Origin of the sequence: Burkholderia singularis, from assembly GCF_900176645.1 — a bacterium.
In the GTDB taxonomy this organism is placed as follows: domain Bacteria; phylum Pseudomonadota; class Gammaproteobacteria; order Burkholderiales; family Burkholderiaceae; genus Burkholderia; species Burkholderia singularis.
This window is the reverse complement of sequence record NZ_FXAN01000110.1, coordinates 14,548-40,288: the sequence shown is the minus strand read 5'-3', so window position 1 is coordinate 40,288 and position 25,741 is coordinate 14,548. Positions and strand designations below refer to the sequence as shown.

Sequence of the window (25,741 nt, the reverse complement as noted above, 5' to 3'; positions counted from 1 at the left end):
AGGGCGGAAAATGCAGAACAATCTCGAATTGATCATGCGGCTGATTCTCGCGGCGGGGCTGGGCAGCGTCATCGGCATCGAGCGCGGGCGGCTGTCGTGGGCGGCAGGGCTGCGCACGCACATGCTCGTTTGCGTCGGCTCGGCGCTCATCATGATTGTGTCCGCGTTCGGCTTTGCCGACGTGCTCGGGCGGCCGCACGTCGATCTCGATCCGTCGCGGATGGCCGCGCAGGTGGTGTCGGGGATCGGCTTTCTGGGGGCAGGATCGATCCTGCTGCGCGGCGAGATCGTCCGTGGCCTCACGACGGCGGCGAGCCTATGGTCGGTGGCGGCCGTCGGGCTGGCGGTCGGCGGCGGCCTGTATGTGGCGGCGATCGCGGCGACGGTCATCATCCTGATCATTCTCGCGGGCCTCAAGCCGCTCGAGCGTCGCTACCTTACCGTGCGCCAGCGCCGCCATCTGTCGTTGAGCGTCGAGCGCGGCGCATTGACGCTCGCATCGTTGCACGATGCGCTCGGCATCGACAGCGCGCGCGTCAAGCAATTCATCGTCCAGCAAAGCAGCGATTCGGCCGATCGCGACGACGTGACGATCGCGTTGAGCCGCGTATCGGACATCGAATACGAGAGCATTTGCAAGCGTTTGAGGCAATTGCCGGGCGTGAAGGGCTTTCGCGAGCGGCACGGCGTGTTGCAGGACGGATGACGCGCGCGTTTGTCCGACAGCGTGAAGGCGGGTTGGAGGGGCATGCAGCGGCATGCGGGGCCGGCCCCGGCGGATGCCGGCTTCGGCATGTGGCGGGCGCGCCGCAGTGCCGGCACCCTGGCGTGAGACAATGCGGGTTCCCGACATTGTTCACAGATTTGTCCGGTGCGCATGCGGCGTGCTGCTGCTCGATCCATGACCGATTCCGCAACTTCTTCCCATCTCCGCTCTTCCCGCTTGCCCCGTTCGTCCGCTGCGAAGCGGCCGCGTGCGGTGGCAGCCGACAGCCGCGCGCCGTCGCGAGCGGCGGCTCCGATGGCGCACGACGCGGCGCCCGGCGACGCCGGTCGCGACGATCGCACGCTCGATCTGTTCGGCGGCGTTCGTCCCGGCGCGAAGCCGTCCTCGGCGGCGCGCGGGTCGGTGCAGCCGGAGAAGGCCGACGTGGACGAGCGGCAGCGCAGCTTCGAAGGTTTCGATTGGCCGGCCGGCGATGCGCGTGAAACGGGCGGCGCGGATGCCGGTGCGGCGGTTCAGTGGCCCGCGCACGACGCGGATGGCACGGAGGGCGGCGCGACGGCACACGGGGCGGGCGGCGACGTGACGGCCGCCAGCGCGCAAGCGGTGACCGGTAGCGACGTTGAGCTTGACAGCCGCGCGGTGACGCCGCAGTCGCAACACGCCGCCGCTCCCGCTAGCGAACGGGCCGATGATCCGCGGGCCGCGCAGGCTGCGGGAGCCTTTGCTGTGCCGGCAGGCGACGCGGGCCGTGATGCCCGCGCGACGGCACACGATGCCGCCGCGCAGCTCACCACCATGCCGGGCGAACGCGAGCGAACATCGGCCAGCGTCGATCCGGCCGTATCGGGCGCTCGCGCCGAAGCGGACATTTCGTTGCGCGCCGGCCGTCCAGCTATCGACGCCGAAACTGCGGCGGCCGGTTCCGAATCCTCGGCACGGCGGCAGACGGCTTCGGCGCCTCGCACCCATTCGAAGCGCGCGAAGTCTGAGCCGAAATCGCCGGGACGGCGGGGGGCGCCGGCAGCGCTCGCGCCGAAGCGGCGCGCGGCGGATGCTTCGGCCAAGCCGGAGCCCGCGATACCGTCACCCGAATCGGAATCGCGGGCGGCAAGCGGCAGTGCGGCGTCCGGCACCGCATCCGCTTCGCACGTGGCCGCCGCCTCGGCATCGGCATCGCTGTCCGGCGATCAGACGCCGCCCGCCCATGAGTCCGCCGCCCCCGGTTGCGATCCGCCGGGGACGCCGCCCTGCGCCGCCCCCGACATCGATACGCACCTCCGCCCGCTCGCGGACAAGTTACGCGTGCTACAGACGGAAATCTCCGATATGCGCCGGGCGGCCGACGCGCAGAGGCGCCGCGTCAATCGCCTGCTGCTCGGGCTCGGCGTGATGGTGTTGCTTTCGATCGCCGGGCTGATTGTTCAATCGATGCAGGCTTCGCGGCTGCGCAGCGAATCCGTTGCATTGCAGCAACGGATCGACAGGCTCGTCGCCGAGCAGATATCGCAACAGGCGAGCCTCGTGACGCTGTCGCAGCGCCTGGACGAGCAGGGCGAGCAGGTCGGACGGCTGACGAATCGTCTCGCCGGCGCGGCCAAGCCGGTCAAGCGGCCATACCACGGACGTTGAACAGCGGGACGGATGGCGATGTTGCGACGCTACAACGAACAGATCTGAAAACACGCGCGAAACGTAGATCGCGTGGCGTAATTGCTGCGGCGCACTAGGCAAATCTAGGGAAAACCCCTAGAATGATGACTAAGGGAAAACCCTAGTCACTCGTTGCCAGGAGTCGCATATGAGCCTCATTTTCGCGCTGCTTCAAAAGATCGAAGATCTTTTCGTCTCCCCGCACCTGCCGCTCGATGCCGATTATTCGTACAAGGCTCGCCACGCTGAGGCCGAGCGCCGGCGCAAGTCGCAAGTCGCGCAATTCGGCTTGATCCGCCGCTAAAGCCGCTGCGCGGCACGGCGCGTATTGGCGAGCCGGCGCTTTGCCCGGTTTGCCAACACCGGCCCGGCAACACGCCGCTCGATCGGGAGTAGCGGCAGCATCCGTGCCGTAGCGCGGTGCAATGAAATCGCACGTCCGTCGAAACGCCGTTTCGCGCCGCCGCACACGCTGACGCGGTTCGTTTACCGCTGAGCACGGCGCGGCGTAGCGGGCCGGCTCGTTCGTGAATGCCGGATCGGGCGTCCGATCGGCTCGGCATCCCATCTGTCTGCCTGATCCGCTTCCGGCCTCCCGATTCGCGTGATCGCACTCGGCCCGCTACACTGGGTAGTGTTTCCGCTCGTCCAAACAGGTGGGCATGCTCGAGATGCGCCCGATGACCCAGACGGAATTTCGCGAGTACCGGCTGCGCGCGGCGCGCGGCTACGCTCAGGATTTGATCGCGTCCGGGCAGAGCACGGCGGACGAAGCCGGCGAGCGCGCGCTCGCCTGCATCGATACACTGTTGCCCGATGGCCTGCTGACCGACGATCAGACGCTGCTGACACTCAGCGACCCCAGCGACCGCCTCGCGCTTGGCTATCTCTGGTATGGCACGGCCAGCGAAGGGCCGCATCGGTCGTTGTTCATCTACGATCTCGAAATCGATCCGGCTTATCGCCGTCAAGGCTGGGCTACGCGCGTGCTACAGATGCTCGAGGACGACGCACGGCGATTGCGCGTGACCGAGATCGGTCTGTCGGTGTTCAATCACAACAGCGCGGCGCTCGCGCTGTATCGAGCACTGGGCTTCACAGCGATGACGACGACGTTCGTCAAGTCGATCACGCCGGTTTAACGCGCGAATCGCGCCGCGCTCGGCCCCGCTCATTCGCGAGACGGTTCGTTGAGCCGCTCGTCCCGTCTGCACGCCGACAGCGGCAATTGCCGCGCTTTGAGCACCTTCACGATGCGTTGCGTCCGCTTGTGGCTAACCACGGTCAGACATGCGCATCCGTAGCCGTGGTGGCCGTTCGTCTGCACGTATTGATCGCCCGCGATGTCGGGAAGCCGGTCCATGCCTTCGGCCTCGGGGCCGCCCATCACGCTGAGTGTCCATGAGCCGTGGCGGTCCGTCAGCCACCAGTTTCCTGGCGTCGGATTTTCCAGCCAGCCGCAGCGGATTTCGGCCGCGCCCGTGTGCGGCAGGCCGAGCCCGGCGGCGATCGCCGCGAGCGTGAGCACCGCACGAAGCGCGCGTTGCCGTATGCGGGTGTCGCGGCGCTGGCGGCACGCTGCATTGGCCACCGGGGCACGCATCATGCTTTTCCTTTCCATCGACGCAGCAGCAGCGCATTGGCGACGACGCTCACGCTCGAAAACGCCATTGCCGCGCCGGCGATCATCGGGTTCAGCCAGCCGAGCGCGGCGAGCGGAATGCCGATCAGGTTGTAGGCGAACGCCCAGAACAGATTTTGCTGGATTTTGCGGTAGGTGCGGCGCGAGATGTCGATCGCGTCGGCGACCAGCGCGGGATCGCCGCGCATCAGCGTGATGCCGGCGGTGTGCATCGCGACGTCGGTGCCCGTCGCCATCGCGATGCCGACGTCGGCGGCGGCGAGTGCGGGCGCGTCGTTGATGCCGTCGCCGACCATCGCGACCATGCCGCCGCCCGCCTTTTGCTTCATCTGGGCGACGACGCGCGCCTTGTCGTCAGGCAGCACCTGCGCGTGAACGTCATCGATGCCGAGCGACGCGGCCACGGCCTCGGCGCTGCCGCGATTGTCGCCGGTGACGAGCGCGCTGCGTATGCCGCGCGCCGCCAGCCGCTCGATTGCCGTGCGCGCCTGAGGCTTGACGGTGTCGCCGAATGCGACGAGCGCGAGCGCGGCGCGCGGCACGTCGATGCGCATCAGCCACGATACGGTATGGCCCGCCGCTTCCAGCGCCGCCGCGCGCTGCGCGATGCCGGCCGGTACGCCGATGCCGAGTTCGTCGCGCCAGCGCGTGCTGCCGAATGCGATCAGTTGCCCGTCGATGTTCGCTTCGACGCCACGCCCGGCGACCGCGCGCGGCGCGTGTGCCGGCGCATCCGCGAATGGCGAGCGGCGCGCGGCGATGTCGGCGGCGAACGCGGCGGCAACGGCCCGCGCGAGCGGATGCGTGCTGTCGCGCTGGACGGCGGCCGCGAGCGCCAGCGCATCGGCGTGCGGGATCTCGATCGCCTCGAGCGCCGTGACAGTGGGCCGGCCTTCGGTCAGCGTGCCGGTTTTATCGAACGCGACGATGCGGGTGCGCTGCGCGAGTTCGAGCGCGAGTGCATCCTTGATCAGCACGCCGCGCCGCGCGGCGGCGCCGGTGCCGGCCATGATCGCGGCGGGTGTCGCGAGGCCGAGCGCGCAGGGGCACGCGATCACGAGTACCGCCACGGCATTGAGTACCGCCGTTTCGGCGCTCGCGCCCGCGGCGAGCCAGCCGGCGAGCGTGACGAGCGCGAGCGCGATGATCGCGGGCACGAACACGGCGCTCACGCGATCGACAAGACGTTGGATTGGCGCTTTCCCGGCCTGTGCCGATTCCACGAGCCGGATGATTCGCGCGAGCGCCGTCTCGGCGCCGATCGCGGTCGTCTCGACAGTGAGCGCGCCCTCGCCGTTGATCGAGCCGGCGGTCACGCGTTCGCCCGGCTGCTTCGGCACGGGCAAACTTTCGCCGGTGATCAGCGATTCGTCGACATGGGTGAGGCCCGACGCGATCCGGCCGTCGACCGGGATGCGCTCGCCTGGCCGCACGCGCACGCTCGTGCCCACGCGCACTTGCGCGAGCGGGACGTCGCGCTCGACGCCGTGCTCGACGACGCGTGCGCGCTCGGGGCGCAATGCGTCGAGCGCGCGGATCGCGTCGGTGGTTTGCCGCTTCGCGCGTGCTTCGAGCCATTTGCCCAGACGCACGAGCGTGATGATTACGGCGCTCGCCTCGAAGTACAGATGCGCGGGATGGCCGGGCTCGCCGCGCAACATCAACCAGAGGCTCAGGCCGTATGCGGCTGACGTGCCGAGCGCGACGAGCAGATCCATGTTGCCGGCGCGCGCGATGAGCGCGTGCCAGGCGGCGCGGTAGAAGCGCGCGCCGAGGCCGAACTGGACGATCGAGGCCAATACGAGCTGCAGCGATGCGGGCAGCGTGGCGTCGATGCCGAACGGCGCGACCAGCATCGGCCACACGAGCGGGGCGCTCAGCACGGCGGACGCGATCATCAGCCCGCGCTCGCGCTGGGCTTCGGCGAGCTTGCGCTCGCCGGCGCCCGAATGGGTGGCGGGTGCCGACGGCGGAGGCGACGCAGTGGAGGCGCTGGTCTCGGCGGTCTCGACGGTAGGCCGCGCGATGCCGTCGATTGCCGAAGCGCGGTAGCCGGCGCGGCGCACGGCATCGACGAGCGTGGCGGTGCCGACGCCGCGGGCGGCATCGACCGTCGCCTTTTCGGTGGCGAGGTTGACCGACGCGCTTACCACGCCGGGAACGCGCGACAGCGCCTTTTCGACGCGCCCGGCGCACGATGCGCAGGTCATCCCGCCGATGTCGAGTTCGATGACGACCGGCGACGGCGCGGGTGGCGCGGTCGCGGCGACGGAAGCCGTGGTGGTTGCCGACTGATCGTCGATTGCCGAAGCGCGGTAGCCGGCGCGGCGCACGGCGTCAACGAGCGTGGCGGTGCCGACGCCGCGGGCGGCATCGACCGTCGCCTTTTCGGTGGCGAGGTTGACCGACGCGCTTACCACGCCGGGAACGCGCGACAGCGCCTTTTCGACGCGCCCGGCGCACGATGCGCAGGTCATCCCGCCGATGTCGAGCGAAACGGTTGTCGCAACCCGAACGGCATGGCGGCTGCCGCCGTGTTCGCTTTCGTCGTCGCGATGGTTTTCTTCGGCGCGGGCGCCGGCTTCACGCCGTTCGGCGGGCGACGGCGCGAATGTCGCGCGATATCCGGCGGCGCTGAGCGCGTCGAGCAGGCCGGCCGGATCGAGCGCGGGCGTGGTGTCGAGCTTCGCGATGCCGGCGGCAAGATCGACGCGCACGCGGCTCACGCCCGGCACGCGGGCGAGTGCGTGCTCGACGCGGGTCTTGCAGCCGTCGCACGTCATGCCTTCGATGCGCAGCGTCACCGTGGCCGGATCGGCGGGAATGGACAGATCAGTCATCTGCGATCCAATTCGATAAGGCGGGCGAGGCCGCCGATGAGCACAGTATCAACATTCCCATGATAGGAAGGTCAAGCGGATGATGCATCGCCGGCGTTTGCTGCCGGCGCGCGGCGGGCGTGGCGGCGGATGTCAGAAATAGGCGGCCGCTGCGCCGAACGGGATTCGCGGGCGCGAACGCCATGCGTGCGCCGTTCGGCATGCGGCGTTTGGCCGCGCGCCCGACGGTTTGATTACAATCGGCGCGTACTGCGCTGGGCGGGATTACCGGGGCCGGCTGCGTCGCGCGGAACGGCCGCGGCGGCGTCGAGGCGCCCGAAGTGAGGAGAGACGATGTCGACAATACGATGGCGGGCCGTGGCGCTGGGCGCTGCGTTGACGCTGAATATTCCGTTTGCGCTTGCCGCGAGCTTCGATTGCGCGCGCGCATCGAACGCGGCCGAACGTGCGATCTGCGCAAGTCCGGCGCTCGGCGAATTGGACGTGCGGATGGCGACGTATTACGAAATTTTGCAGCGCGCCCGTCCGGCCGATGAAGGGATGGCATACCGCGAGTTTCGCGATGCGTTGCGCGGTGACCAGCAGAGCTGGCGGCAGCGCGTGCGCGATGCGTGCGGGGGCCGGATCGCCTGTTTGACGGATGCGTACGCCGTACGGATCGCCGCGTTGCGCGACGTCGCGGACGAGCGGCTCGCGCTGCGAGCCGCGGGCGTGCCGGCCGCGGCGGCGTCCGGCCCGACGGCGCCGCTATCGGCCGATCCGGCGGGCGCGGTTTACGTGATCGACGGCGAGCCGATCAAACTGACGAACGGCGCGGCGGTGCAGGCGGCCGCGCCGGGATCTGCGACGCAGCGGGTGACGAAGCTCGTCGCGCGCAGCAGCACAGTGACGGTCGCTGGCCGGCCGGTGACGGCCGTGCTGCTCAGCGACGATCCGGGCGGCAGCGGTCAATTTCTGTACGTCGCGGCGGCGCAGCCGGATCGCGGCGGCGCGCCGGCCGTGCTGCTCGGCGATCGGCTGACGCCCGTGGCGGTATCGATCGAGCTTGGCGGCGCGGCGGCGGTGGTCGTTGTCGAATATCTGGATCGGCCGGAAGGCGCGCCGTTTGCGCAGAAGCCTTCGGTGAAGATCGTGCGGCGTTTCGGGCTGGAGAGCGGGCGGCTCGTCGAATTGCGCGGGTAGTTTGACGCGGGCATGCATCGGGGCAGTGCGCATGCCGCCGATGCTGGCAGACATTGTTTTTGCCGGGGTGACAAGGTTACGATACAGCCGATCCTAAAAATAGCGCTGATAAAGCGTCACCCGGCCGGCATGAACGCTACGAGGACCACAAGAGATCACGCGAGCGCCGACCGCCAATCAACGCGCGCGGCTTTGCCGCGCGTTTGCCGTGCCACCGAATGATAAAAATATCGCAAGAAACTGCTGGTTCGTGGCGGCGCGTTTGCGCGCCGCTTGTCGCGTTGACGCTGCTCGCGGGGTGCGCGTCGACGCCAGATGCCATTCAGCGCAAGACCGGCTGGATGCGCAGCGAAGTTGCCGATTCGTATATTTACGTTTATCCGCTCGTGTTGATGGACGTTGCCCGGCAGGCCGACGCGGCGGGCGGCGTGCCGGGCAACACGCTGCGCCATGCGCGCGCGCTGCCCTCGCCTGGCGCGCCGAATCCGCCGCTCGCGAGCAGCGACATGCTGGCTTCGACCGCGTGGCTCGATGTTCGCGACGAACCCGTCGTCGTGGTGCTGCCGGCTTCGCGCGACCGTTATCTCGACGCGCGCGCACTCGATATGTGGACCAATGTGCTGTGGTCGACGGGGATGGCCGGTTCGGGGGCGCGCGCGAATGGGCGGCCGGATCGCCCGGTAGCGATCGTTTTCGCGGCGCCCGGCTGGACGGGCAAGCTGCCGGCGGGCGTCGTGCGGGTCGATACGCCCACGCAGGGTGTCTGGCTCGACGTGCGCATCAGCGCGGCGGGCAATCACGATCTGGAAGCTGCTAGGAAACTGCAGCGCGCGATTCGCGTCGTGCCGCTATCGGCCTATATCGGCGCGACCGGCACGCGTGGCGCATCGGCCGCGCGCCGCCCGGCGGCTTCGGCCGGCCACGCGCCGGCGGGGCAGCCGATGGCGAACGCTCAGGCGCCGGCCGGCGCACGGTCTGCAGATGAGCCGCGGCCGCTGGCCGATCGCGCGGCGGCGGCCCAATCGGGCACGGCGCAACCATCGTCCACGCTGCAACCGGCGGCGGAATTGCCGTCAACAAACGCAACGCGGGGCGGCTCGTCTGCCGGTGGTCGTCCGCCAGGCGACGCCTCGGCGGGGGCCGCCGCGTCCGATCTCGGGCCGGTGGAGCAGGTCGCTGCGCTCGATCCCAACGCGTTCTTCTCGCGCGCCGCGCGCGCGTTGCAGGACAATCCGCCGCCCGCGGCCGACGCGCATGCGCTGCAAATCCTCACGGATATCGGCGTGACGGCCGGTGCGTCCGTGCAGTGGCAGGGCGACCGGCTGGCAGCGGCCGAGCGCGGTGTCGCCGAGGCGCGCGTGCGGCTTGCGGCGCCGCCGCCGAACGCGATGAGCGCGAACGGCTGGAGCTGGCTTGGTGACGGTGTCGGCAACTATGGCGTCGATTATGCGTTGCGGGCGTATGCTGCGTCGACGCAGTTCGACGCCGCGACGTGCTCCGATGAAGCGCTCGCCGTCGTCAAGACCGACAGCGCGGGCCGGCCGCTGAACGGCGCGTATCGCTACGCGATCCGTTTCGCGGCGAATGCGCTGCCGCCCGTGCGCGCATTCTGGTCGCTTGCACCGTACACGCCGGATGGCGCGTTGCCCGAGCTGGGCCGCGGCCGCCGTTCGCTTACCGGGCGCGACCTGCATCGCGGCCACGACGGCTCGATCGAGATTGCCGTGTCCACGACGCCGCCCGGCGGCCGCGCATCGAACTGGCTGCCCGCGCCACGCAGCGATTTCGCGCTTGCGCTGCACCTCTACGCGCCGAAACGTCAAGTCTGCGACGATAATTGGCGCCCGCCGGCGGTCGTTCGCAAGTGAACGTTTGCACACGTCGCCCGGTCATAAGGCCGCGTGCGACGTGACTGCACGGCAAAACGCACATGCCTATACTGGCAAAAGCCGCGCCCGTTCCGAATTTTCCCCGCCGCGATGGCGGCATCATGCATTTCATTCATGGCAAGCTTCGACAAAGAACCCGTCCAATCGACCTTGCACAAGCTCGGCGATGCCGCCCGGTCGCGCCGCGTGAAGCGCACCGGCATCGGCGCGCTGATTTTCGTCATACTGTTCGGACTGCTGGGCTTTTTTGCCGCGCCGCCGTTGATCCGTCATATCGCCGAGCAGCAGTTGAGCCAGCAACTCGAGCGTCCCGCGACGATCGAGCGCATCGCCTTCAATCCTTATACGCTGCGGCTCGAAGCCGACGGCGTGCGAATCGGCGAGCGCGGCGGGCAGGGCGGTTTCATCGACATCGGCACGCTCGTCATGCGCGCGTCGTGGGCGTCGGTCGCGCGCCTTGCGCCGATCGTCGACGAAGTGCGGCTCGACGATCCGCATTTGCGCGTCGTTCGCTATGACGCGCAACGTTTCAATTTCACCGATCTGATCGACAAATTTTCGAAGCCGTCGCCGCAGCCCGACAGCAAGCCGGTGCGCTTCTCCGTCTCGAACATCCAGGTCAACCGCGGGCGGATCGATTTCGACGATCGCCTGCTGAATGAAAAGCATGTCGTCGATCAATGGTCGCTCGGCATTCCGTTCATCGCTACGTTGGCCTCGAAGAGCGACGTCTTCGTCGAGCCGAGGCTGCGCGCGCGCGTCGACGGCAGTCCGTTCGCGATCGACGGTAAGACCAAGCCGTTTGCGCAGTCGCGCGAATCGTCGATCAATCTGAAGTTCGACGGGCTCGATTTGCCGCGGCTGCTGTCGTATGCGCCGACCAAGCTGCCCGTCGACGTGCGCGCGGGCAAGCTCACAAGCGACGTCAACGTGAATTTCGCGATGTCGGGCGACGTGCCCGCGCTGCGGATATCGGGCACGGCCGATTTGCGCGACGCGCAGGTGACGAGCCATGCAAACGAGCCGCTTTTCGCCGCGCGCGGCGTGCATGTGGCGGCCGCGCAGCTTGAGCCGCTGCGCAACGCGCTGCATTTCGACGAGATCCGGATCGATCAGCCGGTCGTTGCGCTGACGCGCGACAAGGCGGGGCTGCTGAACGTGCAGAAGCTGGCGGGCGCGTCGTCGCCGCCGGCGGACGGCGCGGCGGGCTCCGCGAACGCGGTTTCGGCACCGGGCGCCGTGCGTGCCGCCGCGACGCCGGCGGCCGTGGACGCGTCCGCGTCCTCAGCCGTCGCGGCCCACGCTGCGTCGAGCCCGGTTGCCGCGCCCGTGCGGCGCGACGCACAGCCGCTCGATCTGACGATCAAGCGCTTCGCGATCAACGACGGTACGCTGAACGTGGCCGACGCATCGCTCGCGACGCCAGCGGCCATGTCGTTTACGCACGTCGCGGCGACGCTCGCCGATTTCTCGCTCACGGGCCACGCGCCCGCGCGCTACACGCTCGCGACGGACCTCGCGAGCGGCGGCGCGATCAACGCGCAAGGCGCGTTCAATCTTGCCGCGCGGCAGGCGGACACGAAGCTCGCCATCGATGCGTTCGCGTTGTCTGCCGTGCGCCCGTATTTGGCCGGTGCGACCTCCGCGCACGTGCTCGACGGCGCGCTCAGCACGACGCTCAACGCGAAGGCGGACTGGTCGAAGACGCCGTTCGACGCGCAAGTGACCGACAGTGAACTTGGGCTGAAATCGCTGAAGATCGCGTTGCCGGATTCGAAGACGCCCGCGATCGTGGTGCCCGATGCACGCGTGAAGGTGACGAAAGTCGACCTGGCTGCGCGCCGTGCCGAGATCGCGAGTGTCGATGCGGCGGGCCTGGCGCTGGACGTCGCGCGGCTGCCGGACGGGCGGATCGATCTGGCGGCGCTCGGCGAATCGCGCGGCAAACCGGCAGGTCAAGCGCACGCGCCGTCGTCTCGTCCGGCCGAGCGCGGCGTGGCGGCCGAGCCTGCCTGGCATTACAAGATCGACGAGTTGAACGTGAAGGACGCCCGCGCGAATTTCACCGACCGCTCGACGCCGCGTGCCGTGAAGCTCGCGTTCGCGCCGATGCAGCTCAGCGTGCGGCAGATCAGCGACGATCTGACCCGGCCGTTGCCCGTCAAGCTCACGGCGACACTCAATCGCAAGGGCTCGCTCGACGCATCGGGCGATGTGACAGCGACGCCGCTGAAAGTCGACCTGAAGCTGAACGGCAACCGGCTCGACGCGGCCGCGTTCGAGCCGTATTTCGGCAGCATGCTGAATGCGACAATCGCGAGCGCGCTGCTGAACGCGAAGGGCGATCTCGCATTCGAGCAGACGAAGCAGGCCGCGCGAGCGTCGTATCGCGGCGATGCGGCGCTCGTCGACGTGCGTTTGCTCGACAAGGCGACGTCCGATCCGTTTGCCGGCTGGCGTTCGCTCGCGCTCACGAATCTGAAGGCGAATTACGACGGCGTGCGCGGCACGGACGTCGACGCGGCGCGCGTGACGTTCTCGAATTTCTACGGGCGCGTGCTGCTCGACGCGCAAGGCAAGCTGAATTTACGGCAGGTCGTGGCGCACGAAACCGGCCCGGCGAAGTCGCTCACGCGCGATGCGAGCGGCAAGGAGCCGGTGCCGCTTTCGCCGCCGGCCGCATCGGGGATGGCCGCCGCCGGCGAGCGGGCGGCAGGCGGGGCGGCCAGCGCGCATGCCGGGGCGGCCGCCTCCGATGTGGCGGCGCACGCGTCGAATGCGGCTGCGCTGGCGCAGGCGGCCCCGGCCGCTGCCGAATCGTCCGCGACCGCGTCCGAATCCGCCGCCGCACCGGCGGGCGCGTCCGCTGCGGTGATCGTGAAGGCGGCCGCGCCGCCGGCGCATCCGGTGCGGCTGCATTTCGGCCAACTGCTGCTGCAAAAAGGCCGCGTCACGTACACCGACAACTTCATCAAGCCGAACTACTCGGCGAATCTCGTTGCGATCAACGGCACGGTCGGCGCGTTCGGCACCGATTCCACCACGGCCGCGCCCGTCAACATCGATGCGAAATTGGCCGCCAACGGGCCGATCGCGATCAAGGGCACGGTCAATCCGCTGATCGAGAAGCCCGCGCTCGACTTGACGGCGACCGCGCACGACATCGAGCTGACGAACCTCACGCCGTACTCGGCGAAGTATGCGGGTTATCCGATCACGAAAGGCAAGCTGAACGTGGATCTGAGCTACAAGCTCGACAATGACCAACTCACCGCGAACAATCACATCTTCATCGATCAGCTGACGTTCGGTGACCATGTCGACAACGACACCGCGACGAAGTTGCCGGTGCGGCTCGCGATTTCGCTGCTGAAAAACTCGCAAGGCCAGATCGACGTGAATATTCCGGTGTCCGGATCATTGTCGAACCCGGAGTTCAGCATCGGCGGGCTGATCTGGCGCGCGGTGCTGAACCTGATCGCGAAGGCCGTCACGTCGCCGTTCACGCTGCTTGCGCACGCGTTCGGCAGCGGCAGCGAGGAGCTCGGCTACGTCGAGTTCGAGCCGGGTTACGCGAAACTGTCCGACGCGGACCAGAAGAAGCTCGATACGATCTCGAAGATGCTTGCGGACAAGCCGTCGATCCGGCTCGACCTGATCGGCCGCGTCGATCCCGATAAGGATCTGCCGGGTCTGCGCGATGCGTATGTCGAGCGGCTCGTCAAACAGCAGAAGCTCAAGGACGTAATCGGTCAAGGCGAAAGCGTCGATCCGATGACCGTGAAAGTCGAGCCGGCCGAATACTCGAAGTACCTGACGAAGGCGTACAAGGCCGCCGATTTCAAGAAGCCGCGCAATATGATCGGCTTGACCAAGACGCTGCCCGACGCCGACATGAAGAAGGCGCTAGCGGAGCACGCGCCGCTCGATGAATCGGCGCTGCTCGCGCTCGCGCAGAACCGCGCGCAGGCGGTGCGCCGATATTTGGACGGCAAGGTCGATGCGAACCGAATCTTCATCGTCGCGCCGAAGCTCGACGCGAAAGGCATCGACGACAAAGGCGCGACAACGCGTGTCGACTTCGGGCTGAAGTGACGCACGCGGCCTCGAACGGCGGCGCTGACGCGGCCCGGCGGCCAGATGCATCGCACGCGCCGCTGCGTCAGCGCGCTTCGCCAGCCGGTTCGCGCTTGTCGAGTTCCTTACGCGCGGCGATCGGAATGCGCGGATCGTCCCATTCGCTCAACCATGCGATTTCCTTCGCGCTGAACACCTGCCCGTAATTGCGCAACGTGTATTGCAGCGAATCGATGATGTGGTGACGAATGATGTCGGGGGTGCGCTCGTCGTCGAGCACGCAGCGCAATGCTTCCAGCGTGGCCATCCTAGTGCTCCGGATCGTGATCGGCCCGTTATCGCACGTCAATAGTGTTTCGCCAACTTGGAAAAAAAGCGCTTGCGTGCGCGGCAAATGCGCACATCGCGCGATCGGCAAGCCAAACGGCGGGAACACGGTGCGGACGGATCGAAATCGCGGCGCATGTGCTTCGTCTGCTTGCAGTAGCGACGGGGGATCGTGCGGGCCGCGGATCGACTCGATCAGCCGGAATTCGCGGTGCTCGACGGCCTGGTCCGCCAGCGCTTGGCGCGCTCGGGCGGCGCGCCGATCAGTGCGCCGAGCCTCGCCGCCGCGTCCGCCGGCTCCACCGGGTTGTAGACCGCCATGCTGAGATCCGGCCGGCCGTCCACCGCGAAGACGGAGTACTCGAACCCAAGCGGGCCGAGCACCGGGTGCCGCACGCGCTTGACGGTTTCTCCATGCGCTTCGCTGATGTGATGGTCGCGCCACATCGCATCGAATTCCGGGCTGAGCCGGCAAAGCTCGTCGACGAGCGGCTCGACGTTTGCCGCCGCGCCCGCGCGCGCCGCGTCGACCCTGAATGCGCCCACCACGAACCGCGCCGCGCTGGCCCAATCCTGATGCGCGGCGCGAGCACGCGGATCGAGGAACACGGTGCGCAGGATATTGCGTTGTTCCGGCGGCAGCGCGCCGTAGTCGGTCAGCATCACGGTCGCCGCACGGTTCCATGCGACAACGTCCCACGTTGCCGTCCGGATGATCGCCGGGCTCGGGTCCAGCGCGTCGAGCACGCGCTGCAACCGCGGCGTGACGCCTTCGTTCTTCTGATAGCGCACTTCGGGCGGATGGCCGAGGCCGAGCACGAACAGATGTTCGCGCTCGAAGTCGGTCAGCATGAGGGCGCCGGCGATCCGGTCGAGCACGTCCGCCGACGGCGCGCCGCCCCGCCCCTGCTCCAGCCAGGTGTACCAGGTCGGGCTGATATGCGCGCGCTGCGCCACTTCCTCGCGGCGCAGGCCGGGCGTGCGGCGACGCTCGGACGGAAAGCCGAACGCGGCCGGATCGAGCTTCATCCGGCGGGTTTTCAAATAGGTTCCCAGCGGATTGCCCAATGGGTCGCGCTTAGTCATCCTGCTGTCCTGTTAATGATCATAATATGATGACGTCACTACTTTACCAGGATAAGGCGTGGATCGATCATCGCCTGCATTGCATACCTGCGGAGAAATGCGATGCGTGTATTCGTCACAGGCGCGACTGGCTGGATCGGCTCGGCCGTCGTCAAGGAACTGATCGAAGCCGGCCATCAGGTGCTTGGCCTGGCCCGTTCGGATCAAGGGGCCGACGCTTTGGCGGCGGCGGGGGCCGAGGTCCAGCGCGGCTCGCTCGAAGATTTGGACAGCATCAGGCGAGGCGCGGAGCAATCGGACGGCGTGATCCACACCGCCTTCAATCACGATTTCTCGAAATTCGCCGAGAATGCGGCGCACGAGCTGCGCGTGATCGACACGATCGGCGCCGTGCTCGAAGGCTCCGGGCGTGCGTTCGTGGCGACGTCGGGCATCGCGCTGCTCGCGCCCGGCGGCATCGCGACGGAGCAGACGCCGGCCCGCGAGCCGTCCGCGTCGTTTCCGCGCAACCCGGAGGGCGCGATTGCGAGGCTGAGCGCGCGGGGCGTGCGCGCGACGGTGGTGCGGCTTCCGCCGTCGGTTCACGGTCATGGCGACCGTGGCTTCATTCCGCGCATCGTCGGCTTGGCGCGCGACAAGGGCGTTTCGCCTTACATCGGTGACGGTCTCAACCGTTGGCCGGCGGTGCACCGCGTCGATGCCGCCCGTGTGTTCCGGCTGGCTTTCGAGCATCGCGCGGAACAGGGGCCGTTTCATGCGGTTGCCGATGAGGGCGTGCCTTTCAAGGCGATTGCCGAGGTGATCGGGCGGCGCTTGGATGTGCCGGTCGTGTCGCTGTCGCCGCAAGAGGCGCACGCGCATTTCGGCTGGCTCGCCGCGTTCGTGGGCACGGACTGCCCGGCCACGAGCGAGCGGACGCGGGCGGCGCTGGGCTGGCAGCCGCAGCAACCCGGGCTCATCGCCGATATCGATCATCCGGCTTATATGGGGCGATAGTTTCGGTCTTCTCGACGGGCTCGACGGTGGCGGCCGCGATTTCGATTGCTGCACGGCCGGTTCGTTGCCGGGCGTGAGGCGGGCGGGACAGACGGGACGCGCGAAACGCGAAACGCGAAAAAACGCCCGGCAGCCGCGCGGTAGCATCGCGGCTTCGGCCGGGCGCCGCGCGCCGTATCGCTGCGGCCGGTACGCCGGCATGCACGGCGCGTATGAAATCGATTGAGTCACCAACGGCGCGACGACCGCATCGCCGCGCGATCATGGAGATCGCGCGTTCCCCGGCCGCGCGGCAACGGGCGGCCGGGCGGCTTGCATCAGCGCTCGAGGCCGAGGCCCGGCAGCACGCGCGTTCCTTCCTGCGCAACCGATTGCAGCGAGCGCGGCTCAAGGCCGAGCGCGCGCAGGATCGTCGGCGCGACTTGCGTCGTCAGCACCGGCTCGGCGATGGTGCGGCCCTGATGGAAACCGGCATACGACACGACGAGGCCGAGATGGCTGTCGTCCGGCGCGTTGCCGCCATGCTCCTCGTCCTTTTTCTTGCTCGATGTATAGATCACGCCCGGATTCGGCTGCACGATGATATCGGGCGTGCGGCCGAGCGCCGGATCACCGAAGTGCCGCGCAAGCTCCGCGCCGGACAGGATGTAGGCCTGCGGGCCGTCCGCGCAGATGCCCGGCGCATTGCAGCCGAGGTTCGCCTTCAGCTTCGCGACGACCGCATCGCGTTGGCTCGGGTCGCGCAGCCAAATGAGGCCGACGTCGTCGGTCTGCACGAAGCCCGTGCCGACGAGGCCCGAGCCGTCGTTCAGATTGCCCGTCGCGGTGTTGTTCTGGCCGAAGTTGCCGTTCGGATCGACGAAATTGTTTGCTTCGAGAAGCGCCGTCAGCGTATCGCCGTTCTTCACGAGCTTCGTGTGATCGGACGGTGATTGGCCGTGTTTTGCCGTCACGATCACGACGGTCGAATCGGACAGGCCGCGCTGCTTGAGTTCGCCGACGATGCGGCCCAGCGCACCGTCAACGTAGGCGATCGCATTGGCAACTTGCGGCCCCGGCGTGAAGCTCGCGTCGAGATAGCCGCCGCCTTTCGCGACGGTCGCCTTCTGCGCGACCGACAGCGTCTGGAAGTTCGTGCCGAACAGCGTGGGCACCGGCGCGCTTTGCTGGCCGGTCGAATCCTTGCCGTCGATCTGGTTGAGGACCGCCTGCACGTGATAGTTGTCGAACTTTTCGGTGTGCGTATAGACGTCGGTGTAGCTGGTGTTCGTCGCCGGGTCGATCGAGTTGATCTCGGTGCGCGCGAGGTCGTCGACACCCTTGCCGGACGGGCCGTTCAGCCAGTCGTAGCCCCACGCGTGCTTGTCTGCCCACGCGGTGCGCGCGCCGCGGATGTGTTCCTTGACGACTTCGAAGATCGTATTCGTCTTCACATAGTTGTGCGGATAGACGGGCACGCACTGGCCGTTCACGCGCGCGTGCGGGATCGCCTGCGGATTGAAGGCGCCGCCGCCGTCGAGGTGCGTAAGTGCGCCGCCGTTTTCGCCGTCGATGCCGGTCGTCTCGTCGAATACGACGTTCCAGCCTTGCTTGCCGGAGCACGTCGTGTCGGAAGGTGCGTACAGCGTGCGGTCATACGATACGTCGTAGAAGAGGCCGGCGGTTTTCGGCGAGCCGCCCGTCACGAGCGCGGCGAGGCCAGGGAACGAATCCGACAGGCCCGGCGTGTGCGCGTTCGTATACGTGACGCCGGATTTCGCGAGCAGCGCGAGATTCGGGCAGGTGTTTGCGCCGATGCAGCGCGCGACATCCTGTTCGTGCAGGCCGTCGACGCTGATGAGCAACACATGCTTCGCGTCGGCGGTGCGGGGATCGTGATGCCGATCGCCATCCCGATCCCACGCATAGGCGGGCGAAGCGCTCGCGAACGCGAGCACGGCGGCGCTGAACATTGCGGCAATTTCAAGTTGCTTGCTGTGACTTTTCATCTATCGACCTCGTCGTTTGAACGAACTGACCCACACCCGGGGCAGCAATCTGCGCGCTGATTGCGAAGCCGTCGTGACGCATCGCTTTCGTTTGTCTGTCGGGTGAGTGGCGGGCCGCGTGATGAAGGGCGCAGCGCGAATTGTGAGAATTTGTTGCAGCGCCGGCTGGGCGCCGACGCCCGGACTGGGCGTGCCGAGACGACCGCGTGCGCGGCGCGCCCGATGGACGTCGTTGTGCTTACCGCGGCGGCTCGCCGCAACGGTCTGTGGCGCGTGCATGCGCCGATGAGCACTGCATTGCCGCCGCGCTGGCGCGCCGGCCGCATTCTGCGCCAAGCGCGCGTGCCGGCGCGCGTGCGATGCGCAAACCGCGTGTCGCGCGGCCGGCTCGAACGCCGTCGTCTCGTTGGACTTACTCGGCCGTTTCGTCGAGACCGCGCTGCAGCAGCTCGGTCAGCAGCCCGGTCATCCCGCCCGGATGCGATGCGGCGCGTTCGGTCAGACGCGCGACCAGCTCGATGTTGAGCTTGCACGCGAACGGCACGATTCCTTGCGCCTGGTCGAGCCTGCGCCGTTCGCGGCGATCGAGCGTCGACGCTTCGGAGCCCTTGCCGAAGCGCGCGGATGCCGACTGTTTCATCGCATGCGTCAGTTTCAACGCCTTATTCTTTTCGAGATCGGTTTTCTTCATTGCCATCGCATTCATCTCCCGCCGTTTTGCTGAAAGGACCGGATTGTACGCGTGCGTTTGCCGATACAATGCGGCAGCACGTCCGACCGACTTCCCGATTCATGAGCCATCCTCCCCGAGCGTTTCTGCTGGGCCCTTTGCTGAAGGGCGTTTCCCGTTCGTTCTATCTGACGCTGCGCGTGTTGCCCGCCGGGATGCGCGACCCGATCGGCCTGGCTTACCTGCTCGCGCGCGCGGCCGATACGATCGCCGATACGTCGCTGATCGCACCCGCGCAGCGGCTTGAATTGCTGCTGTCGCTGCGCGCGCAGGTGCGCGGCACGCCCGATGCGCATGCGCTGGCGCGAATGGCTGGCGAGGTGGCCGGGCAGCAGGCCGTGTCGGATGAAAAGACGTTGCTCGAATCGCTTGGCCCTGCGCTTGCGGTGTTGTCGCAATTGAGCGCATCCGATCGCGACGCGGTGCGGGACGTCGTGACGACGTTGACCGAAGGAATGGAATTCGATCTGCGCACGTTCCCCGACGAGCATTCGGGCCGCGTTGCCGCGTTGCCGGCATGGCCGGCGCTCGATCGCTATACCTACCTGGTGGCGGGTTGCGTCGGCGAATTCTGGACGAAGATGACGTGCGCGCATTTGCCCGGCTTGCTCGCCGAGCCGCCCGGCACGATGGCCGAGCGGGGCATCCGCTTCGGCAAGGCGCTGCAATTGACCAACGTGCTGCGCGATTGCGGCAAGGATTTGCGTATCGGCCGCTGCTATTTGCCGCAAACGATGCTCGATGAACTCGGGCTGCGCGTCGAGGATCTGTTGCGCCCGGATGCGTCGCTGCGCGCGCGGCCGCTGCTCGACGCGCTCGTGCGCACGACGCTGGAGCATTTCCGCGCGGGCATCGACTACACGTTCGCGATTGCGCGCCGTGCGCCACGCTTGCGGCTGGCTTGTCTGTGGCCGATCGTCATCGGATTGAAGACGCTTGCGTTGCTGGCATCGAACGACGCGTGGCTCGATCCCGCGCACGCGTCGAAGGTTCGGCGCGGCGATGTGTACCGGATCGTCGCCCGTTCGATTCCGCTTGCGATGTCGAACCGGATGCTGCGTGCGTGGCTCGACGGGTTGATCGCCGATGTCGACGCGCGGCTGGCGGCGCGGTGACGGATGTCGGGGCCGGGATTGAAGGCTTCCATGACGCTCGCGTGACGGCGGCATAGCGCGCGGCCATGCGCATGCGCCGCTTCGCGGACAGAGAGGTCCGTTGCCTGTCGCGCTTGAAAACCGCGCTTTCGCCGCCATCTACACGCAGGCCGTTTCCGGCCTGCCAGCACTTCGGAAGAGGAAAAATCGATGCGCCTTCTACTCGCGTTGCTGCTGCCCTGGCTGCAGTTTTTCACGATTGGCCGCCCGTTCGCGGGCATCATCTGCCTGATTCTGCAAATCACGCTGATCGGCTGGCTGCCGGCCGCGATCTGGTCCGTGTACGCGCTCAGTCAGTACAACACGGATAAAAAGATCGAACAGGCATTCAGCCGGCGCGCATGACGCTCGCGCGGCGCGCGCGTGCGCGCCGCGCCGCTTGCCGAATCATTTGACGGCGAACAGCGTCACGTTCATGAACAGCTTGAATGCATAGCCGAGCGTCACCGCGCCGGCCACGCCGCCGAGCCACAGCATGGCGAACCATAGCCAGCCCGGCAGCCGCGCGCCGCGCACGTCGGCAGCGCGCGTATCAGTGGTGGTAGTAATGCTGGTCTTCATGACGCACCTTGCCGCGAAATACCCAGTAACCCATCGTCGTGTACGCGATGATGATCGGCAGGATTACGGCCGCACCGGTGAGCGTGAACATCTGGCTCGAGCGCGGCGCCGCGGCGTCCCATAAAGTCAGGCTTTGCGGAATCGCATACGGCCAGATGCTGACGAGCAATCCGGCGTAGCCGAGCAGCACGAGCGCGAGCGCGATCACGAACGGCATCGTGTCGTGCCGTTCGCGAACCGCGCGGCGCATCCACAGCGCGCATCCGATCACCAGGAACGGCACCGGCAGCAGCCGCCAGAGCAGGCCCGAGGCGAACCAGCGCTGGGCGATGTTGGCATCCTGCAGCGGCGTCCAAAAACTCACGATCGCGATGAAGCCGAGCAGCACGACGGTAAGCGGCCACACGACACGATGCAGACGCCGCTGCAAATCGCCTTCGGTTTTCGCGACGAGCCAGCAGCAGCCGAGCAGCGCGTAGGTTGCGACGAGGCCGAGGCCCGTCAGCAGGCTGAACGGCGTGAGCCAGCCGAATGCGTCGCCGGCGAAGTGGCCGTCGCCGTTGACGGGAATGCCTTGCAGGAACGCGCCGAGCGCGACGCCCTGAAAAAACGTCGCGCCCGTCGAGCCGCCGATGAACGCGAGATCCCACAGATGCTTGGTGCGCCGCGCCTTCGCGCGGATCTCGAACGATACGCCGCGAAAAATCAGGCACACGAGCATGAAGACAAGCGGCAGATACAGCGCCGACAGCACGGTCGAATAAACGATCGGAAACACGGCGAACAGGCCCGCTCCGCCGAGCACGAGCCAGGTTTCATTGCCGTCCCACACGGGAGCGACGGTGTTCATCATCAGGTCGCGCTCGCTTTCGGCGGGGAAGAACGGAAATACGATGCCGATGCCCAGATCGAAACCGTCGAGCACGACATACATGAACAGCCCAAGCGCGATGATCGCAGCCCAGATTACGGTGACATCCATGATTTGACCTCGTTGATGGGGCGCGCCGGCTTTACGCGGCGTCGATCAATTGACGCGCGGCCGACAGCGGGCGGCGCGCGGTTTGGTCTGGGCGCGGCTGCGTGTCGGGTGCCTCGTCGGGCAGCGCAGGCCCCTTCTTCATCAGCTTCAGCATGTAGTAGACGCCGGTGCCGAACACGAGGAAGTAGACCACCACGAACGTCATCAGCGATACGCTGACTTGCTGCGCCGACAGCGGCGACACCGCCTGCGACGTGCGCATCACGCCGTAGACGACCCACGGCTGGCGGCCAGCCTCGGTCGTCACCCAGCCGGCGAGCAGCGAGACGAAGCCGCTCGGACCCATCGCGAGCGCGAGCTTGTGAAACCATTTCGCGTCGTAGAGCCGGCCTCGGCGGCGCAGCAGCCATGCAAGCACGGCGACGCCGATCATCGCGAAGCCTAGCCCCACCATGATGCGAAAGCTCCAGAACACGACGGTCGAATTCGGCCGGTCCTCGGGCGGAAACGACTTCAGCCCGCGAATTTCGCCGTCCCAGCTATGCGTGAGAATCAGGCTGCCGAGATGCGGGATTTGCAGCGCGTAGCGGGTGGTTTCCGCGTTCATGTCGGGGATGCCGAACAGGTTGAGCGGCGTGCCGCCCTGTTCGGTATCCCACAGGCCCTCGATCGCCGCGATCTTCGCGGGCTGGTGGCGCAGCGTGTTGATGCCGTGCTGGTCGCCGACGACCGCTTGCAGCGGCGCGAGCACGAGCAGCAGCCACAGCGCCATCGAGAACATCTTCTTGACGGCCTTGTCGCGGCGGCCCTTCAGCAGATGCCATGCGCCGACCGCCACCACCACGAGCGCGGCGACGATGAACGCCGCCAGCGCCATATGCGCGAGCCGGTACGGGAACGACGGGTTGAATACGATCTGGAACCAGTCGGTCGGCACGATGCGGCCGTCGACGATCTCGAAGCCTTGCGGCGTCTGCATCCAGCTATTGGACGCGAGAATCCAGAATGTCGAGATCAGCGTGCCGAGCGCGACCATCAGCGTCGCGCCGAAGTGCGCGCGCGGGCTCACGCGATTCCAGCCGAACAGCATGATGCCGAGGAAGCCCGCTTCGAGAAAGAACGCGGTCATCACTTCGTACATCAGCAGCGGGCCGGTGACGGAGCCGGCGAAGCTGGAGAAGCCGGACCAGTTCGTGCCGAACTGATAGCTCATCACGACGCCCGACACGACGCCCATGCCGAACGCGACGGCGAAAATCTTCGACCAGAACAGGCAGAGATGCTTGTAATACGCTTTGCCGGTTTTGAGCCAGCGGTATTCGAGCACGGCGATGAAACTCGCGAGCCCGATGCTCAACGCCGGAAAAACGATATGGAAAGAGACGGTGAATGCGAACTGCACGCGGGCCAGATCGAGGGCCGAAAGAGCGGTTTCCATGCGAGTAGACCGTAGGGGACGATACCCGTCGGCGGGGCTGCCGGCGGACCCTGCGCCGGGCGCGCGGCGTGGCGGCGCAAGGGTTGGTCCGAAGTATGGAGCGCTGTGTTGCGGTGCGAAATGCGCCAACTCGTCGCAGATGTCCAGCGAATAATCGAGGTTTATCGATCTAAATCGTTGATTGATATCAAATTCGATGTGTTTGGCAGGCATGGTGCGCGGCGCGGCGGGATGACGCACGTGCGGCAATACACCGCGCCGCAGCGAAGCGAATGACTGGGACTTCGGGCAGGCCGTTGGGCTGCCGGCGGCGTCGGTGAGCGTGCGCGACCGGCGGCGCGCGGATGCCGTCATGCCAGGTTCGGCGGCATCCGCGCGAATTGCGTACACTCGACATCTCGCTTCACCGTGCGCGGGCGCTTTTTTCGACGAAACTCCGACAGGTAACCAGATGATCGATTTACGCAGCGATACCGTAACGCGCCCGAGCGCGCCGATGCTGGCCGCAATGACGGCCGCCGAAGTGGGCGACGATGTATGGGGCGACGATCCCACTGTGCAGCGTTTGCAGGCCGCCGTTGCCGAGCGCGCGGGCAAGGAGGCGGGGCTCTTCTGCCCGAGCGGCACGCAGAGCAATCTCGTGGCGCTGATGACGCATTGCGGCCGCGGCGACGAATACATCGTCGGGCAGGCGGCGCATACGTATCGATACGAAGGCGGCGGCGCGGCGGTGCTCGGCAGCATTCAGCCGCAGCCGATCGAGAACGCGGCCGACGGCACCTTGCCGCTCGACAAGATCGCCGCCGCGATCAAGCCGCTCGACGATCATTTCGCGCGCACGCGCGTGCTCGCGCTCGAGAACACGATCGGCGGCAAGGTGTTGCCTGCCGGCTATGTCGAAGAAGCGGCCGCGCTCGCGCGCCGCCACGGACTCGCGACGCATCTGGACGGCGCGCGCGTATGCAACGCGGCAGTGGCGTCGGGGCGCTCGCTTGCCGAGCACTGCGCGCCGTTCGATACGGTCTCGATCTGCTTCTCAAAGGGGCTCGGCGCGCCGGTCGGCTCGGTGCTCGTCGGCAGCCGCGAGTTGATCGCGCAGGCGCGCCGCTGGCGCAAGATGCTGGGCGGCGGCATGCGGCAGGCGGGCCTGCTCGCCGCGGCCTGCCTGTATGCGCTCGAACACAATGTCGAGCGCCTTGCCGACGATCATGCGAACGCCGGGCATCTCGCGCAGGGGCTTGCGCGGATCGGCGAGATCAAGGTGCTGTCGCAGGCGACGAACATGGTGTTCGCGCAGCTTCCCGAAGCCGATTGCGCGCCGCTCGAAACGTGGCTGAAGGCGCGGGGGATACTCACGCAAATGCTCTATTCGACACGCTTCGTCACGCATCTCGACGTGTCGCGCGACGATATCGATACGGTCGTCGACGCAATCAGCGCTTACTTCGCGCGTTCGCGCGCGTGATGCCGGCGCCTCGCGCGGCCAGCGCGCCGGTGTTGCCGGGCGCGCGAGCCGTGCCGGCGGCAAGCGGCGGCGCGAGCAGGCGCCGTGCCGCGTCGACGACGCGCGCAGACAGCGATTCCATCGTGGGCGACTGCACGGCCCATGCGTGCCAATATAACGATACGTCCGTCACACGTCCCGGCGCGAGATCGACGAGACCCTGTTTCGCGAGCGGCCGCGAATCGAGCAGCAGCTCGGGCACCATCGCGTAGCCTAGGCCGTGCCGCACGGCGGCGAAGTGAGCGTGCGTGCCGGGCACGTAGTGGCACGCAAACGCGCCTTCGGGCAAGCCGAGCCGTTCCTTTAAAAACGAGAATTGCAGCGCGTCGCGCCGGCTGTGCGCGACGATTGGCGCTTGGCGCGCGCCCGTGCGCGTCAGGCCGTCGGGAAACCAGCGTGCGGCGAACCCGGTCGCGGCGAGCAGCCGGTAGCGCATCGAGCCGAGCGGCGTCGCCGTGCAGCCGCGCATCGGCTTGCTTTCGGTGGTCACGCAGCCGATCGCCATGCCGCTTTCGAGCAGCGCATAGGTGTGGTCCTGATCCTCGACGATCAGTTCGAACAGCATCCGCTCTCCGGCGAGCACTGACGTCAACGCGGGCAGAAACCACGATCCGAGGCTGTCCGAATTGAGCGCGATGGTCACTGCGATGGTCGAGCCGTGCTCTGCGGCGAGATCGGCTTGCAGATCCGCATGCAGCAGCGCGAGGCGGCGCAGATGCTGCAGCACGCGTTGACCGGTGGCCGTCGGCCGGCATGGGCGCGTGCGGAGCAAAAGCGGCGCGCCGATGCTCGTCTCCAGTGCCCGCACGCGCTGGGTGACCGCCGACGCCGTGACGTGCAGCCGCGCCGCCGCCTGCTCGAAACTGCCGGTGTCCGCGACGGCGAGCAGCGCTGCCGCCTGTTTGGGATCGATCGTCATGGGTTGCGGATGGAGTGGTTTAGGCCATGCGAAATTCTAAGAAAAATTT

At 67.4% G+C, this 25,741-nt stretch carries 21 protein-coding genes; 11 read left to right on the top strand and 10 right to left on the bottom strand.

What is annotated here, in order from left to right; genetic code table 11:
• Positions 1-10: 10 nt before the first annotated feature.
• The 4 genes from BSIN_RS22795 to BSIN_RS22785 all read left to right on the top strand — a co-directional run bounded on the left by BSIN_RS22795 (position 11) and on the right by BSIN_RS22785 (position 3,519).
• Positions 11-706, top strand: coding sequence for an MgtC/SapB family protein (locus tag BSIN_RS22795; protein WP_059512849.1), 696 nt, complete (start codon positions 11-13; stop codon positions 704-706).
• A gap of 315 nt (positions 707-1,021) precedes the next feature.
• Positions 1,022-2,356 (top strand): hypothetical protein, encoded by a 1,335-nt coding sequence (locus BSIN_RS22790; RefSeq protein ID WP_143757525.1) that lies wholly within the window; start codon positions 1,022-1,024, stop codon positions 2,354-2,356.
• Positions 2,357-2,525: 169 nt separating this feature from the next.
• Positions 2,526-2,681, top strand: a complete 156-nt coding sequence (locus BSIN_RS26070; protein WP_173678743.1) for a hypothetical protein — start codon at positions 2,526-2,528, stop codon at positions 2,679-2,681.
• 358 nt (positions 2,682-3,039) lie between these two features.
• The gene (locus BSIN_RS22785) at positions 3,040-3,519 is read left to right on the top strand and encodes a GNAT family N-acetyltransferase (RefSeq protein WP_059512697.1); all 480 of its coding nucleotides are present in this window, start codon (positions 3,040-3,042) and stop codon (positions 3,517-3,519) included.
• Between the two features lie 29 nt (positions 3,520-3,548).
• Here BSIN_RS22785 and BSIN_RS22780 read toward each other — a convergent pair whose 3' ends face one another.
• Positions 3,549-3,983, bottom strand: coding sequence for a DUF4087 domain-containing protein (locus BSIN_RS22780; RefSeq protein WP_369828244.1), 435 nt, complete (start codon positions 3,981-3,983; stop codon positions 3,549-3,551).
• Positions 3,980-6,859: a heavy metal translocating P-type ATPase gene (locus tag BSIN_RS22775; protein WP_089342100.1), complete on the bottom strand. Its 2,880-nt coding sequence runs from the start codon at positions 6,857-6,859 to the stop codon at positions 3,980-3,982. The genes BSIN_RS22780 and BSIN_RS22775 overlap by 4 nt, the downstream gene beginning before the upstream one ends.
• Before the next feature lie 333 nt (positions 6,860-7,192).
• Here BSIN_RS22775 and BSIN_RS22765 point away from each other — a divergent pair, with 333 nt between their 5' ends.
• The 3 genes from BSIN_RS22765 to BSIN_RS22755 all read left to right on the top strand — a co-directional run bounded on the left by BSIN_RS22765 (position 7,193) and on the right by BSIN_RS22755 (position 14,025).
• Positions 7,193-8,041, top strand: coding sequence for a lysozyme inhibitor LprI family protein (locus BSIN_RS22765; protein WP_089342098.1), 849 nt, complete (start codon positions 7,193-7,195; stop codon positions 8,039-8,041).
• Between the two features lie 218 nt (positions 8,042-8,259).
• On the top strand, positions 8,260-9,909 hold the full coding sequence (locus tag BSIN_RS22760; RefSeq protein WP_089342097.1) for a DUF1254 domain-containing protein: 1,650 nt from the start codon (positions 8,260-8,262) through the stop codon (positions 9,907-9,909).
• A gap of 135 nt (positions 9,910-10,044) precedes the next feature.
• The gene (locus BSIN_RS22755; protein WP_089342111.1) at positions 10,045-14,025 is read left to right on the top strand and encodes a DUF748 domain-containing protein; all 3,981 of its coding nucleotides are present in this window, start codon (positions 10,045-10,047) and stop codon (positions 14,023-14,025) included.
• 67 nt (positions 14,026-14,092) lie between these two features.
• On the opposite strand, the gene BSIN_RS22750 is transcribed toward BSIN_RS22755, so the two are convergent.
• Together BSIN_RS22750 and BSIN_RS22745 are read right to left on the bottom strand one after the other, a co-directional pair.
• A complete protein-coding gene (locus tag BSIN_RS22750; RefSeq protein ID WP_059512867.1) occupies positions 14,093-14,314 on the bottom strand; it encodes a hypothetical protein in 222 nt (73 codons plus the stop codon).
• 215 nt (positions 14,315-14,529) lie between these two features.
• The gene (locus tag BSIN_RS22745) at positions 14,530-15,420 is read right to left on the bottom strand and encodes a helix-turn-helix transcriptional regulator (RefSeq protein ID WP_089342096.1); all 891 of its coding nucleotides are present in this window, start codon (positions 15,418-15,420) and stop codon (positions 14,530-14,532) included.
• Between the two features lie 102 nt (positions 15,421-15,522).
• Between BSIN_RS22745 and BSIN_RS22740 the strand changes: the two genes are divergently transcribed.
• Complete coding sequence (locus BSIN_RS22740; RefSeq protein WP_089342095.1) at positions 15,523-16,416, top strand: SDR family oxidoreductase; 894 nt, start codon at positions 15,523-15,525, stop codon at positions 16,414-16,416.
• Positions 16,417-16,733: 317 nt separating this feature from the next.
• Here BSIN_RS22740 and BSIN_RS22735 read toward each other — a convergent pair whose 3' ends face one another.
• Together BSIN_RS22735 and BSIN_RS22730 are read right to left on the bottom strand one after the other, a co-directional pair.
• A complete protein-coding gene (locus BSIN_RS22735; protein ID WP_089342094.1) occupies positions 16,734-18,404 on the bottom strand; it encodes an alkaline phosphatase family protein in 1,671 nt (556 codons plus the stop codon).
• A 412-nt stretch (positions 18,405-18,816) separates the two neighbouring features.
• Positions 18,817-19,101, bottom strand: coding sequence for a hypothetical protein (locus BSIN_RS22730; protein ID WP_059512869.1), 285 nt, complete (start codon positions 19,099-19,101; stop codon positions 18,817-18,819).
• A gap of 95 nt (positions 19,102-19,196) precedes the next feature.
• Here BSIN_RS22730 and BSIN_RS22725 point away from each other — a divergent pair, with 95 nt between their 5' ends.
• Together BSIN_RS22725 and BSIN_RS22720 are read left to right on the top strand one after the other, a co-directional pair.
• Complete coding sequence (locus tag BSIN_RS22725; RefSeq protein WP_089342093.1) at positions 19,197-20,249, top strand: phytoene/squalene synthase family protein; 1,053 nt, start codon at positions 19,197-19,199, stop codon at positions 20,247-20,249.
• A gap of 189 nt (positions 20,250-20,438) precedes the next feature.
• A complete protein-coding gene (locus tag BSIN_RS22720) occupies positions 20,439-20,633 on the top strand; it encodes a YqaE/Pmp3 family membrane protein (protein WP_089342092.1) in 195 nt (64 codons plus the stop codon).
• Positions 20,634-20,675: 42 nt separating this feature from the next.
• On the opposite strand, the gene BSIN_RS22715 is transcribed toward BSIN_RS22720, so the two are convergent.
• The 3 genes from BSIN_RS22715 to BSIN_RS22705 are packed head-to-tail and all read right to left on the bottom strand — an operon-like array spanning position 20,676 to position 23,269.
• Entirely contained in the window at positions 20,676-20,849 is a 174-nt protein-coding gene (locus BSIN_RS22715; protein ID WP_082711696.1) for a hypothetical protein, read from the bottom strand.
• Positions 20,821-21,831 (bottom strand): cytochrome d ubiquinol oxidase subunit II, encoded by a 1,011-nt coding sequence (gene cydB / locus BSIN_RS22710; protein ID WP_089342091.1) that lies wholly within the window; start codon positions 21,829-21,831, stop codon positions 20,821-20,823. The genes BSIN_RS22715 and cydB overlap by 29 nt, the downstream gene beginning before the upstream one ends.
• A 31-nt stretch (positions 21,832-21,862) precedes the next feature.
• Positions 21,863-23,269, bottom strand: a complete 1,407-nt coding sequence (locus tag BSIN_RS22705; protein WP_089342090.1) for a cytochrome ubiquinol oxidase subunit I — start codon at positions 23,267-23,269, stop codon at positions 21,863-21,865.
• Between the two features lie 451 nt (positions 23,270-23,720).
• Between BSIN_RS22705 and ltaE the strand changes: the two genes are divergently transcribed.
• The gene (ltaE, locus tag BSIN_RS22700) at positions 23,721-24,734 is read left to right on the top strand and encodes a low-specificity L-threonine aldolase (protein WP_089342089.1); all 1,014 of its coding nucleotides are present in this window, start codon (positions 23,721-23,723) and stop codon (positions 24,732-24,734) included.
• Here the strand turns inward: ltaE and BSIN_RS22695 are convergent.
• Positions 24,703-25,692, bottom strand: coding sequence for an HTH-type transcriptional regulator ArgP (locus tag BSIN_RS22695; protein ID WP_089342088.1), 990 nt, complete (start codon positions 25,690-25,692; stop codon positions 24,703-24,705). The two genes, ltaE and BSIN_RS22695, sit on opposite strands and share 32 nt — an antisense overlap.
• Positions 25,693-25,741 lie beyond the last annotated feature (49 nt).

Coding starts and splice junctions, on each gene's coding strand:
- BSIN_RS22780 (WP_369828244.1), bottom strand. CDS start 3,983: ATGATGCGTGCCCCGGTGGCCAATGCAGCGTGCCGCCAGCGCCGCGAC.
- BSIN_RS22795 (WP_059512849.1), top strand. CDS start 11: ATGCAGAACAATCTCGAATTGATCATGCGGCTGATTCTCGCGGCGGGG.
- BSIN_RS26070 (WP_173678743.1), top strand. CDS start 2,526: ATGAGCCTCATTTTCGCGCTGCTTCAAAAGATCGAAGATCTTTTCGTC.
- BSIN_RS22720 (WP_089342092.1), top strand. CDS start 20,439: ATGCGCCTTCTACTCGCGTTGCTGCTGCCCTGGCTGCAGTTTTTCACG.
- BSIN_RS22765 (WP_089342098.1), top strand. CDS start 7,193: ATGTCGACAATACGATGGCGGGCCGTGGCGCTGGGCGCTGCGTTGACG.
- BSIN_RS22715 (WP_082711696.1), bottom strand. CDS start 20,849: ATGAAGACCAGCATTACTACCACCACTGATACGCGCGCTGCCGACGTG.
- BSIN_RS22790 (WP_143757525.1), top strand. CDS start 1,022: ATGGCGCACGACGCGGCGCCCGGCGACGCCGGTCGCGACGATCGCACG.
- cydB (WP_089342091.1), bottom strand. CDS start 21,831: ATGGATGTCACCGTAATCTGGGCTGCGATCATCGCGCTTGGGCTGTTC.
- BSIN_RS22740 (WP_089342095.1), top strand. CDS start 15,523: ATGCGTGTATTCGTCACAGGCGCGACTGGCTGGATCGGCTCGGCCGTC.
- BSIN_RS22730 (WP_059512869.1), bottom strand. CDS start 19,101: ATGGCAATGAAGAAAACCGATCTCGAAAAGAATAAGGCGTTGAAACTG.
- BSIN_RS22745 (WP_089342096.1), bottom strand. CDS start 15,420: ATGACTAAGCGCGACCCATTGGGCAATCCGCTGGGAACCTATTTGAAA.
- ltaE (WP_089342089.1), top strand. CDS start 23,721: ATGATCGATTTACGCAGCGATACCGTAACGCGCCCGAGCGCGCCGATG.
- BSIN_RS22750 (WP_059512867.1), bottom strand. CDS start 14,314: ATGGCCACGCTGGAAGCATTGCGCTGCGTGCTCGACGACGAGCGCACC.
- BSIN_RS22705 (WP_089342090.1), bottom strand. CDS start 23,269: ATGGAAACCGCTCTTTCGGCCCTCGATCTGGCCCGCGTGCAGTTCGCA.
- BSIN_RS22695 (WP_089342088.1), bottom strand. CDS start 25,692: ATGACGATCGATCCCAAACAGGCGGCAGCGCTGCTCGCCGTCGCGGAC.
- BSIN_RS22775 (WP_089342100.1), bottom strand. CDS start 6,859: ATGACTGATCTGTCCATTCCCGCCGATCCGGCCACGGTGACGCTGCGC.
- BSIN_RS22735 (WP_089342094.1), bottom strand. CDS start 18,404: ATGAAAAGTCACAGCAAGCAACTTGAAATTGCCGCAATGTTCAGCGCC.
- BSIN_RS22755 (WP_089342111.1), top strand. CDS start 10,045: ATGGCAAGCTTCGACAAAGAACCCGTCCAATCGACCTTGCACAAGCTC.
- BSIN_RS22785 (WP_059512697.1), top strand. CDS start 3,040: ATGCTCGAGATGCGCCCGATGACCCAGACGGAATTTCGCGAGTACCGG.
- BSIN_RS22725 (WP_089342093.1), top strand. CDS start 19,197: ATGAGCCATCCTCCCCGAGCGTTTCTGCTGGGCCCTTTGCTGAAGGGC.
- BSIN_RS22760 (WP_089342097.1), top strand. CDS start 8,260: ATGATAAAAATATCGCAAGAAACTGCTGGTTCGTGGCGGCGCGTTTGC.